The 12,055-nt window shown below is 58.5% G+C and carries 10 protein-coding genes and 1 tRNA gene; 7 read left to right on the forward strand and 4 right to left on the reverse strand.

Going from position 1 to position 12,055, the window contains the following annotated elements; translation table 11 throughout:
* Positions 1-3 precede the first annotated feature (3 nt).
* Positions 4-1,050, reverse strand: coding sequence for an AraC family transcriptional regulator (locus tag CLR77_RS06490; protein ID WP_097459821.1), 1,047 nt, complete (start codon positions 1,048-1,050; stop codon positions 4-6).
* A 153-nt stretch (positions 1,051-1,203) separates the two neighbouring features.
* On the opposite strand from CLR77_RS06490, the gene CLR77_RS06495 reads away from it, so the two are divergent.
* Both CLR77_RS06495 and CLR77_RS20270 read left to right on the forward strand, forming a co-directional pair.
* Positions 1,204-2,148 carry a sterol desaturase family protein gene (locus CLR77_RS06495; RefSeq protein WP_097459822.1) on the forward strand — a complete coding sequence of 315 codons (945 nt, stop codon included), beginning with the start codon at positions 1,204-1,206 and terminating at the stop codon, positions 2,146-2,148.
* 232 nt (positions 2,149-2,380) lie between these two features.
* Positions 2,381-3,025: a PEP-CTERM sorting domain-containing protein gene (locus tag CLR77_RS20270; RefSeq protein WP_097459823.1), complete on the forward strand. Its 645-nt coding sequence runs from the start codon at positions 2,381-2,383 to the stop codon at positions 3,023-3,025.
* Positions 3,026-3,518: 493 nt separating this feature from the next.
* Here CLR77_RS20270 and CLR77_RS06505 read toward each other — a convergent pair whose 3' ends face one another.
* Together CLR77_RS06505 and CLR77_RS06510 are read right to left on the reverse strand one after the other, a co-directional pair.
* Entirely contained in the window at positions 3,519-4,232 is a 714-nt protein-coding gene (locus CLR77_RS06505) for a PEP-CTERM sorting domain-containing protein (RefSeq protein WP_158227135.1), read from the reverse strand.
* 325 nt (positions 4,233-4,557) lie between these two features.
* Positions 4,558-4,633: transfer RNA gene (locus tag CLR77_RS06510), tRNA-Gly, on the reverse strand.
* Between the two features lie 145 nt (positions 4,634-4,778).
* On the opposite strand from CLR77_RS06510, the gene CLR77_RS06515 reads away from it, so the two are divergent.
* The 5 genes from CLR77_RS06515 (at position 4,779) to CLR77_RS06535 (ending at position 11,171) form a co-directional block, all read left to right on the forward strand.
* The gene (locus tag CLR77_RS06515; RefSeq protein ID WP_198962699.1) at positions 4,779-6,524 is read left to right on the forward strand and encodes an ABC transporter transmembrane domain-containing protein; all 1,746 of its coding nucleotides are present in this window, start codon (positions 4,779-4,781) and stop codon (positions 6,522-6,524) included.
* A complete protein-coding gene (locus CLR77_RS06520) occupies positions 6,511-8,298 on the forward strand; it encodes an ABC transporter ATP-binding protein (protein WP_198962700.1) in 1,788 nt (595 codons plus the stop codon). Before CLR77_RS06515 ends, CLR77_RS06520 begins: the two co-directional genes overlap by 14 nt.
* Before the next feature lie 73 nt (positions 8,299-8,371).
* Positions 8,372-8,842, forward strand: a complete 471-nt coding sequence (locus CLR77_RS06525; protein ID WP_097459826.1) for a cupin domain-containing protein — start codon at positions 8,372-8,374, stop codon at positions 8,840-8,842.
* A gap of 347 nt (positions 8,843-9,189) precedes the next feature.
* The gene (gene ilvG / locus CLR77_RS06530; protein ID WP_097459827.1) at positions 9,190-10,893 is read left to right on the forward strand and encodes an acetolactate synthase 2 catalytic subunit; all 1,704 of its coding nucleotides are present in this window, start codon (positions 9,190-9,192) and stop codon (positions 10,891-10,893) included.
* Positions 10,890-11,171: an ACT domain-containing protein gene (locus CLR77_RS06535; RefSeq protein ID WP_097459828.1), complete on the forward strand. Its 282-nt coding sequence runs from the start codon at positions 10,890-10,892 to the stop codon at positions 11,169-11,171. Before ilvG ends, CLR77_RS06535 begins: the two co-directional genes overlap by 4 nt.
* Positions 11,172-11,178: 7 nt before the next feature.
* Here CLR77_RS06535 and CLR77_RS06540 read toward each other — a convergent pair whose 3' ends face one another.
* Positions 11,179-11,955 carry a DODA-type extradiol aromatic ring-opening family dioxygenase gene (locus tag CLR77_RS06540; RefSeq protein WP_097459829.1) on the reverse strand — a complete coding sequence of 259 codons (777 nt, stop codon included), beginning with the start codon at positions 11,953-11,955 and terminating at the stop codon, positions 11,179-11,181.
* Positions 11,956-12,055 lie beyond the last annotated feature (100 nt).

Genomic DNA, 12,055 nt, shown 5'->3' on the forward strand with positions numbered 1-12,055 from the left:
GTCCTAGGCGTCAGCGTGACGTCGGCGGTGCTGCCCCGGCGTCTCGCCGGTCCAGTTGCGGAAGGCGCGATTGAAGGCCGACTGATCGGCAAAACCCAAGAGGAAGGCGACTTCGGCCAGTGTCAGGGTGGGATTGCTGACGTATTCGATCGCCAGGGTACGCCGTGTGTCTTCCAGAACCTGCTGGTAGCTGAAGCCGCGTTCCTGCAGTCGCCGCTGAAGCGCCCTTTCGGAAATCGACAGCCGTTTTGCCACCTGTCCCAGCGAGACTTCGCCTTCTGCCAGGAGATCCATGATCTGGCGCCGAACCCGCCCTATCCATTCGTCGCCCCCCAATGACGCCAGCTCGACATCGGCGCGCCGGTCCATCAGGCGTGACAGTTCCGGGTCGGACTGGGCCAGCGGCATTGACAGGTAATCCAGCGGGAAGACGACTTCGGCCAGTGGGGCGTCAAACTCCAGGTCGCAGCCGAAGATGCGTCGGTGCTCTTCAGTGTTGGCAGGCTGAGGGTAGGGCAGGCGAATGAGCGTCGGCGCCAGCGGCTCGCTCACCAGCCAGCGGGCGAAGGTGATCCAGCTGGCAAGCGTTTCGTCGAAGACCACGCGGTTGAAATGGCCGGCGCCGGTGTCCCAGATCAGGTGCATCTGATCGCCGCGGGCTTCATAGCGTGAAACGCCGATATTCGCCACCAGCGTTTCATAGCGCTGATGACGGCGGAATACTTGGCTGACTTCACGGCAGGCCATGCAGGCAAAGCCCAATACCCCGTAATGACCCGGGCGGATGTGCTCACCGACATGCAGCCCGACGTCGGGATCTTCCGCCAACTGTCCGGCAGTGACCATTAGCTCTTCATAAAGCGATGCAGGCAGGCGCCGCCGCGGTTCGTCGAAGAGTTCCTCCTCCAGCCCGAAAGGCCGCATGAAGGCGGCGACGTCAAGCCCATGCTGACGCAGATAGTCGCGTAACCCGCGCAGGTACAGTGCGTTTACCTGCGGAGTTTCCGTCGGTTGTCGTGCCGTATCAATTGTCGTGTCGTCGTTCGCCAAGAGGGTTTTCGACCTAATGGTTAAGCTTGAAAAAGATGCAGTGTGTTCCGTTCACCTGAATAGTAATAAGAAAGGTGCGTGTGAAACAGCTGCTGACTCTAAACTATAACAGGCGCAGGCAAAGTCACTTGCGCCCAAATGCACAGGATCACTATGCCGTCATTCGATATTGCCCGAGCGCTGGGTTTCGATCCCCAATACCTGCTACTGGGCCTTGGACCCATTTTCCTGCTGGTGATGCTGATGGAGTATCGCCACTTGAAGACACGCTCCGATCTGCCGGATAGCGCACGCTACAGTGGTGTCGATACCTTGAGCAACATCACGCTGGCCGCCGCATATCAGGTAAGCGATGCCATTAGTGCCGTCGCGATCCTGGTGATCTATCATGCCTTTTTCGCCTGGCGGCTGTTTGATATTCCGTTTGCCTGGTGGTCGGTTCTGCTGCTCTTCCTGGTGCAGGATTTCTGTTATTACTTCTTTCACGTGGCGTCACATCGCATCCGCTGGTGCTGGGCCTCGCATGTGGTGCACCACTCCTCCGAGCGCCTGAATTTCTCCACGGCGTTCCGCCAAAGCATCACCTACCCGGTGTCCGGCATGTGGCTGTTCTGGATTCCGGTGGTCTTGGTGGGTTTCCCTCCGGAGGCGGTGATATTCAGCGTCGGCATCAGCTTGGCCTATCAGTTCTTCGTGCATTCGCAGGCCGTACCCAAACTGGGCTGGCTGGAGTGGATCTTCAACACGCCGTCGCACCATCGTGCCCATCACGCACGGAATCCGAAATATATCGACCGCAACTACGGCGGCATCCTGATCATCTGGGACCGGCTATTCGGCACCTTTGTGGAAGAAGATCCGGAGGACCCGCCCGAATATGGGATCGTCAATCAGATTCATACCCACAATCCGCTGACGCTGAATTTGCACGAATGGGGGGATCTCTTCCGTGACGCCATGCGACCGGGACTGACCTGGCGGCAGCGTCTGGGGCAGATGTTCGGGCCGCCAGAGCGGGCCCTGGCGGCACAGGCATCCTATGACGATTATCGGCAGCGCGAAGCGCTTGAAGGGGTTCCGCAGACGCCGTCAGGGTGAGGCGCAGAGAATTCGCAGACCTTCTTTTGGGTGCTGTGTGAGTGTCGGTGAATTTTACAGTGCAGGTGTAAAGGGGAATTTAGTGGCAAGATTTTTGTTTTTATCTGATTGATTTTAAATAAATAAAATATTTATGGTTCATATTTTGTATTTCATGGCGTCATTGCGAATAGGCGAAAACGTTATAAGCCTGCCGCCCGATAAAAAAACATCCTATTGACGGAATCCGACCATGAAAACGTTGTTCAAGTTGTCTGCTCTTTTTGTGGGTGCTTTGCTGATGTCTCAGGGGGCAAGCGCTACGGTATTCGACTTTGCCAGCTATGCCGACTCTCTTCACCAGGATACCTCGTACTCTCCGAGTTTCGACTGGACCCAGGGTGGCCTCACGTTGTCTGCCAGTGGCGAGCAATATCCTGTAACCGGTACCCAGTACTATGCCTATCTGGATTATGGCCACGCAGGTTTGGGTGTGTGCAAAACCTCAAACTGTAATGGCAGTTCAGATGACAACGTCGGTGCCAACGAACTGCTGAAGATTGTTTTCGATCAGACTGTGACGCTGACAACCCTGAACTTCCGTAACGCCACTCACGGGACCTATTTTGGCCAGAACGATTATTTTGCGGTCGCCGTCGATGGCAGTAGCTTCACCTCCATGTTGCTGGGCGGCGCAATCTCGACCAGTCTGACCGGCAAGGAATTCGCCTTCCGCGTCGCTGACGGCAGCCCGAACAGTTTCGGTAACAGCGGCACGCAGTTCTACCTCGGTGCACTGGACGCGCATGCAGTGCCGGAGCCGGGCACGCTTGCCCTGATGGGGCTGGGTCTGTTCGGTCTTAGCTTCGCCGCTCGTCGCCGCTCGATGGCAAGCTGATACGAACGAATACCTGCTGCTTTGAAAAATCCCGGCATTGTCCGGGATTTTTTATGGCGGAGGCAAAGTGACTCGCAGATGGTGTCGGGTCTCTGTGGTTCCATCAAGATGTTGAGCAGGACGAAGATATTTCGGCCTGATCCCTCCCAGGCCCCTACGATAAATCTGGCTAGATATACTCCTGATGGACCAGGGGCTCGCCCAGACTGTGTCATGCCTGCTGCGATCTTCGACGGTCCTTTAGGTTTATTTGCCATTTTACGCTGTGGTAGATGACCGGCTGATTGATTCGAGGCCGTCGGGTGCTCATCGATCCCTGCTGACTTGAGCCTGTATAGCGTCCACCAAAGAAGGAGTGTTTCAGCGGGCGAAGACTGGGATGCAAGGGGGGCTTAAACCGGTTGGCGGCGCGAAGACGTAAGCATTTTGGGGTGCATGGCCCGATGGGTTGGCCTTGAGCGAGAAGTGCTTCGCCCAAGGCCTGTGCGGTTGCTCAAGCTACCCTGTTGCGCTTGCGTTTGGCCGCGATACCGAGTGCCAGTAGCCCCAAGCCCATCAAGGTCAGGGTGCCAGGCTCTGGCACAGCAGAAATTGATTGCAACAACACGTCGCTTTTACCGCCGACGATGTAAAGGTTATTGGCGCCGCCAAGCAGTGCAGAGCCATTGAATAGCCCTAAGGTTTGGATGGTATTGCCCGAGCCAATGACTGAGCCCGCGGTTGTTGCGTTGCCATGATTAGGATGGCCAAGATAGATCGTGGCCGTCTCTCCGGTTTGTACAGATGCCAGCGTCACCGCTATGTCTTGAGTCAGGAAGTCACTATTGCTGGCGAGATTAGAGAAATCGAGTCGAATGAATTCATTGCAGTTGATTTCTCGGGTTTGTCCATCGTTGCAAGTCGTTGAGCCAAACTCGGTTGGACCATTGCCTCTAGTGACGCCTAAGCCTGCCTCTGAGAGCCCGTGGTTTAAGTTACTTTGGTACAGGTTCGCGTTTTGCCACTTTATGTTATTGAAATCCGGGGCTGAAGGGGCGTCATAGGTAAAGCTGAAAGCGGAAGCCACAATGCCGCCGAAATTATAGTTAAAGCCAAGTGTTTGCTGGTCGCTCCCGGCTTGGTAAAAATTGATCACGGTTGCGTGAGCCGATAGTGATAAAGCCATTCCCAAGGCCAGCGTCGCTGACAGAAGAGATTTTTTTTTCATTGTGCTTTCCTCGTCCTTTCCTCGTTTCATCCATTGCTTATTCGTTCGACTCTGCCACGAAGTCGAGCGAACAATGCAGCCGCAACGCGTCAAGCAAAAATTGTACGAGAACAAAGATTGTTTATTTAAAACAGTTTAATAAATATGGATCTGGCTACTGCTAAAAATAGATATGTAAAAGAAGCCGACAGTGGGCGAGCGGAAAAGGACAATGTCAAAGTTCGGCTGTTTTCCCATTGTTGCTGGGTTTCGCAGATCGAAAACACATTGTGTCGAGTGGGCAAATGTTGGGGCGATAAAGTGGTGCGCAGCTATTTGATCTTATTGGAGCGGGAGACGAGGTTCGAACTCGCGACCCTCAGCTTGGGAAGCTGATGCTCTACCAACTGAGCTACTCCCGCTCTAAGGAGATGAAGACCGCGCTACTATAATGTGCGGCGGTATCCCTCAGCAAGTACTGTCCTTCCTTTGATACTTGCATAATTTCCGATTCGGCCAAAACCGTCGAATGCTCGTACAATGGCGCCTGAATCGAGGAGAGTGGTTGTGTCCATATTCTGGCGGTTGGGATGGTTTTTTCGATTGGAGCGTTGGCGCTATGGCAAGGCGGTGTTGGCCTTGCTGAGTGTGGCGTTGCTGTCGATGGTGCCGCCGCGGGTGACCGGGTGGCTGATCGACCGTGTTCAGTCCCACACCCTGACAGGTCGCGAACTGGCTTGGGTCGGCGGTGGTCTGACGCTGTTGGCGGTCGTGGTGTATGTCCTGCGGGTGTTCTGGCGTATCTGGCTGTTTGGGGCTTCCCTGCGCCTGTCGGCGTTGTTGCGGGAGCGTCTCTACGAGCACCTGTCCCGTCTGTCGCCGGTTTTCTATCAGCGTCACAAGGTCGGCGACCTGATGGCGCGGGCCACCAACGACATCGAGGCAGTGCAGATGACCGCCGGTGAGGGTGTGCTGGCCATGATCGACGGCCTGTTGACCGGCGTTGTCGTATTGATCCTGATGACCACCCTGATCTCCTGGCAGCTGACGCTGGTGGCACTGCTGCCCTGGCCGATTATGGCGGTGTTCATGTACCGCTTCGGCAACGCCATGCATCGCGACTTTTTCCAGGCGCAGAATCGCTTCGGCGATCTCAACGATCATGTGCAGGAGGCGCTCTCCGGAATCCGAACCATCAAGGCCTACGGTCGTGAGGCCGCTGAAGGCGAGCGATTTGCCGGGTTGGTGCGTTCCGCCTCCGAGGCCAATCTGGCCGTGGCGCGCACCGATGGCAAGTACGAGCCGGTGATCGTCGTGACGATGGGCGCGTCGTTCTTCCTGGCGGTAAGCTTTGGCGCCTGGCTGATTACTCAGGGGCGACTGACCTTGGGCGACCTGACCAGTTTTACCATGTATCTGGGCTTCCTGATCTGGCCCATGTTCGCCTTTGGCTGGCTGCTGAACATCGTCGAGCGTGGCAGTGCGGCCTACGAGCGGGTCCAGCATGTCCTCAACACCGAGGAGCCGATTGCGGACACCGGGCAAAGAGCGGCGCCTGAGAAAGTGGCGTTAGCGCTGCAGGTCGAGCGCTTTGCTTATCCGGAGCAGTCGCTCTGTGCGCTCAGCCATATCGATATCGCGCTGACGTCCGGGCAGACGCTTGGCATCGTCGGGCCCGTCGGTTGCGGTAAGACGACGCTGTTCAGCCTGCTGTTGCGCCTTTATGAGCCCCAGGCGGGCCATATCCTGCTCAACGGCCATGACATCGCCGAATACAGACAGAGTACCCTGCGCGACACCTTTGCCTATGTGCCACAGGACTCCTTCCTGTTCTCCATGTCCGTGGCCGATAACATTGCGCTGGCACGACCCGACGCCAGCCGCGAAGAAGTGGTGCGCGCGGCGGCGCTGGCTGCGGTGGACGAGGATATTCAGCGTTTCAGCGATGGCTACGATACCCTGGTCGGTGAGCGGGGCGTTACCCTTTCCGGCGGGCAAAAGCAGCGGATCGCCATCGCCCGAGCCCTGTTGCGGGAGGCGCCTGCACTGATTCTCGATGACGCCCTGTCGGCCGTCGATCTACAAACCGAACGCCAGATCCTGGGACACCTGCGGGAGGCGCGGCGCGGCATTACCACCCTGATTGCCACCCATCGTCTCAGTGCCGTGGAAGACGCGGACTGGATCATCGTGTTGGAAGCCGGCCGTATTACCGAACAGGGGACGCACACCGATCTGCTGGCCCTGGATGGCTGGTACGCCCGCACGCACGCCTGGCAGAAACTGGAGCAGCAAGTTCATGAAGGCCGTTGAATCTGAAATGAAGCGGCGTCGTGTCCTGACGCGACTGCTCAGTTACAGCCGGCCGGACAAACGGCGCTGGCTGTGGGCGGTCGGCCTGTTGATGGTGGCAACGGCGGGTGACGTGACAGGCCCTTACCTGATCAAGCGTTTCATCGACAACTACCTGACCCCGGGGCACTTCCCGACCAGTCCGCTGGTACTCCTGTCGGTCATCTATTTATCCGTTTACGCGATATCGGCGGCCGCCCGCTATATCCAGGCGATCCTGCTCAGTCGTATCGCCCTGGGTGCTGTGGAAAGGATTCGCAACGAACTGTTTGCGGGTATCCTGCGTCGTCCGCTGGCGTTTTTCGATCACACGCCAACGGGCAGCCTGGTATCGCGTATCACCAATGATACGGAGGCGGTGAAGGATCTGTTCGTGCAGGTGATTGCCACCACCATCCAGAACAGCCTGCTGATTATCGGCATCTTTATCGCCATGGCGCTGCTCGACTGGCGATTGATGCTGGTGGCCGTTGCCATCATGCCGCTGATGCTGGCGGCGATGTGGACCTACCAGCGGATGAGTACCCCGATTTTCCAGCGGGCCCGGCAACTGGTCAGCGATATCAATACCCGGCTTAACGAATCGCTGCAGGCAATGGGGCTGATTCAGGCATTGAACCAGCAGCGTCGCTTCCGCCGTGAGTTCGATGACACTGTCGATGCCCATTACCAGACCCGGCTGCGCAGCGTCACCCTGGATGGCATCATGCTGCGGGCGCTGATGAACTTCTTCGACATGCTGGTTCTGGCCGGCCTGCTGACAGTGTTCGGCTATCACGCCCTGCAGCATGTGGCTGAGATCGGGGTGATCTATGCCTTTATCAATTACGTCCATCGCTTTACCGAACCCATGGTGGAGATGACCCAGCGGCTCAACCTGCTGCAACAGGCACTGGTGGCGGGTCAACGGATTTTCGGGCTGATGGCGGCAGCACCGCCAACGCACGGGGGAACGGCGACACCGGTTACGGAGGGACATATTGCCGTTCATGATGTGAGCTTCAGCTACGACAAGGTGCAGCCGGTCCTGAAAAATATCGATCTCGATATCCGTGCGGGCGAGTTCGTGGCCATTGTCGGTCATACCGGTAGCGGCAAGAGCACCCTGGCCAGTCTGTTGCTGCGATTCCACCGTCCGGATCAGGGGGATATTCGTATCGACGGTATGCCGCTGGCGGAGATGGCCGAGGGCCCCTTGCGCCGGGCTGTGGTGCCGGTGTTGCAGGACCCCTTCATCGTCGACGGCACTATCGCCGATAACATTGCGTTGGGACTGCCGCTGACGGACGAGGCTATTGCCGAGGCGGGGCGGGCGGCACAGCTCGACGATTGGGTCGAGCGACTGGCCCAGGGTTACCATACGCCGCTGCGAGAGCGCGGGCAGAACCTGTCCACCGGTCAGCGACAGCTGATCTGCCTGGCCCGGGCGCTGGCCCGTCAACCGAAGGTGCTGATTCTCGATGAGGCCACGGCCCATATCGATAGCCACACGGAACGACGTATCCAGCAGGCCCTCGAAAACCTGCGTGGGCGGGTGACGCAGGTGGTGATTGCCCATCGCCTGTCCACCATTACCGCCGCGGACCGCATCGTCGTCTTGCACCAGGGTGAGATTGTCCAGCAGGGCTCGCATCGCGAGTTGCTGAGGGTAGAAGGTCTCTATCGCCACCTGTATCAGCTGCAGGAAATGGCGGTCAGTCCTCAGGCGTCCGTGGAGGCGGAAGCACAAAAATGATGCTTCCCCCGTCGATTTTGAGGGGCGATCTCCCGTAGACTGGAAGTCAATTTCCCCATTGGGGTCAGCCATTATGTCGGCCCAGCAACTCATCGAAAGCCTGCAACTCGAAGTCCATCCGGAAGGCGGTCGTTACCGGCGACTGTTTACCAGTCCCGTTATGGTGAATACGTCACGGGGCCCGCGCCCGACGATGACGGCGATTTATTATCTGTTGGAGCAGGGTGATTTCAGCGCCTGGCATCGGCTATCGAGTCATGAGCTCTGGCACTGGCACAGTGGCGGCGTCCTGCGGGTTCATCGTATCGACGTCAACGGTAAACTGACGACGACCCGCCTGGGGCCGGATGGGGTGTTGACCCTCGCGGTACCGCCATTTACCTGGTTTGCCGCAGAGCTGGCGCAGGGCGATAAATATGCACTGGTGACCTGTACCGTGACGCCGGGTTTCGAATTTTCCGATTTCGAGCTGGGGCAGCGGGAGCGGCTGACGCAGGAGTATCCGAAGCATCAGGAGATCATCCGGCATCTGACGCGTAGTTAGGACGGCCAAAACCCGACCGATCTCTCGTTTTCAGTGTCGGGGAACCCTGGAGGCCGTTTTCGCGCCAGATTCGGCGATAAAAGTGTTGCGCCCGTGAAAGGGCTTGATTATTCTCTGGTCAATTGTCAGCCAATCTTTAGGGTCGAATAGAAAACCCATGATCAAAAACGTGCTCGTCCTTGTCGTGAACCTGGTCCTGGTGGTCGTCGTGCCGCCCGGGGGGCTTACGCGTGGATGAGAGATAGCTGACCGACAGCATCCCAGAAGCCCCCCGCACCGAAAGGTCCGGGGGGTTTCTCGTTTCTGGGCCAACCCAAAATGCAACACCAGCGAGGAAGGACTCCGTCATGAACGGCGCACAACACATTATCGAGGCGTTTCGGCGCCACCGGATCGACACGGTTTTCGGCTACCCGGGCGGCTGCATCATGCCCTTGTACGACGCCCTGGTGGAAAGCGATGTCGCCCATGTGCTATGCCGCCATGAGCAGGCCTGCGCCCTGTCTGCCGGGGGTTATAGCCGGGCCAGCGGTCGACTGGGTGTTTGTATCGCCACCTCCGGACCGGGTGCCACCAATCTGATCACCGGGGTTGCCGACGCTCATCGGGATTCGGTGCCCCTGCTGGTGATCACCGGCCAGGTTGCCAGTGGCCTCATCGGCACGGATGCGTTTCAAGAAACCGATGTGCTGGGGATGACGCTGGGCATCGTCAAGCACAGCTATCTGGTGACGGAGGCTGACGAACTGCCCCGCATTATGGATGAGGCCATCGATCTGGCGACGAGCGGGCGGCCGGGCCCGGTCTGGATCGACGTCCCCAAGGACGTGTTGTTGCAGGCAGCGGAATCCCCGGAGGTTTATGTGCCTTCCATCGCCGCCCCGCGTCAACCGGACGAGAAAGCGCTCGAACGTGCACGGCAAATGCTGAGGCAGGCGAAACGTCCCCTGTTGTATAGCGGCGGCGGCATCAAACTGGGCGGCGCCATTGACGCGTTCCGGGCTTTTGCTAATGCGACAGGCCTGCCCAACGTGGAAACCCTGCACGGTCTTGGCAATGCCGGGCTGGAAAACGCCAATCGTCTCGGCATGCTCGGAATGCACGGTTCACGGGCTGCGAACATGGCGGTGGATGTGTGCGACCTGTTGATAGTGGTGGGGGCCCGGTTGGATGACCGGGCGACCGGCCGGATCGAGACCTTTGCGCCCAATGCGGGCCTGATCCATATCGATGGCGACCAAGCCGAGTTGGGCAAACTGAGAGAGGCGGATATCGCCCTGAGAGGCGACCTGAGCGTCATATTGGCAGCATTGTCGATGCCGTTGGCGCTGTCTGAATGGCAATCCCAGTGTCGGAGCTGGAGGGCGCAATACGGTTTCCAGCCAATGAGTATCGATGCGCCGGAGGCGCCGATCAGCGGACCGGCGTTCATTCGCCAGCTGTCCCGTATCACCGGCGGCCGGGCCATCATCAGCTGCGACGTGGGGCAGCACCAGATGTGGGTGGCCCAGTACTACGATTTCGATCATCCCCGTCAGCATCTGACCAGCGGCGGCCTCGGCACCATGGGTTTTGGTCTTCCTGCGGCAATCGGTGCCCGGATGGCATCGCCCGAGACAATGGTGATCAATGTCAGCGGCGATGGCTCCTTCATGATGAATGCGCAGGAGATGGCGACGATCAAACGATATCGGCTGCCGGTAAAAATGATCATCCTCGACAACCAGTGCCTGGGGATGGTGCGTCAACAGCAGGAGTTGTTTTACGAGGGGAGGGAAAGCGAGATCGATTTGTCCGACAACCCGGATTTCGGCGCCATGGCTCGCGCCTTTGATATCCCTCATCTGGATATTTGCCAGGCCAACCAGATTCGCCGTGGTATCGAAACGCTGATGGCCTATCCCGGGCCCATGCTGCTGCACGTGGCGATTCAGCGTCAGGACAACGTCTGGCCCATCGTCAAACCCGGCGAAGCCAACCTCGACATGATTGAGGGTAAGCCTCAGTCGCAGATCAAAACCCAAACCCAGCATGCAAGGACAACGTCATGAACCCGCAATCCGACAAGGCCGCAGAGTGTCATCAGATCCAGTTCCAGATGCAGGCAGAGCCCGCCGCTCTTGAGCGAGCCCTGCAGGTGATTCGTATCCGTGGTTTTGGTATCGAGTCGATGAAGGCCGACCTCGCGGACGGCCTGATCGATCTGGCGCTGATCGTGCGCGGCACGCGTCCGATCGGCACCTTGATGGCGCAGTTGGACAAACTGCAGACGGTGCTTTCGGTGGTGGCCGATTCCACCGCTTACGTCGAACAGCGCAAACGCGCCTGACCGGGTGTCAGGCCGATACCGGCCAGCGGTAGCTGTCCATGGTCAGGGTGCCGTGTGCCCAGCCCCGGTAGGAGGCCGCGCCTGTGGTGCCACCAGCGCCAGCGGCCACCAGCAGCGGATACCAATGTTCCGGTGTGGGATGGGCATGGTGGAAGTCCGGATGCTGGGAAAGGTGGATCAGGCCGTCCTGGTCACCATGCCGAATCAGCTGTTCGGCCTTATCGGCGAAAGCGGCCGCCCAATCCGCAACCGGCGCCTGTTCGTTGAAGTCGATGGTACGCAGGTTGTGTACGACGCTGCCCGAGCCCAGGACGATACAGTTTCCGCCAAAACCGGCCAACTGCCGGCCCAGATCGATATGCCAGGCGGGCGAGCGCTGTGGCTGGACTGACACGGGGATGACAGGTACGTCGCTCAGGGCCGGCATGTCACGCAGGGGCACCCAGGCGCCATGGTCGAGATCGCGTTTTTCATCGATAGCGATTGGCAGGCCGCTGGCGGCCAGGTGTTCTGCCAGGGCCTCCGCCGTTTCCGGTGCGCCCCTGGCTTCGTAACGCAGCTGATAGAGCCGGTCAGGGAAACCGTAGAAGTCATGGAAGGCATCGAAATGCGAACGCACGCCGATCGTCGGATCGGTGGTTGTCCAGTGGGCGGAAACCACGATCAGGGCTGCCGGAGCCTGCTTGGCGATCTGCTCCCCGAGCGCCTTCCACTCAGCGCGAACGGGATGTTGGCTGACCGTTGTCATGGGGGAGCCATGAGACACGAAATAGGCTTTTGACACGCCGTACCTCCTATATGCACTAGAGGCCCATTCTACCGTTTCAGTTTTCGATGAAATACTGCTCCCTTGGGGAAAGACTGTCACGGAAACTGGAACAAAA

The organism is Mangrovitalea sediminis (genome assembly GCF_002514725.1).
GTDB lineage: Bacteria > Pseudomonadota > Gammaproteobacteria > Pseudomonadales > Oleiphilaceae > Mangrovitalea > Mangrovitalea sediminis.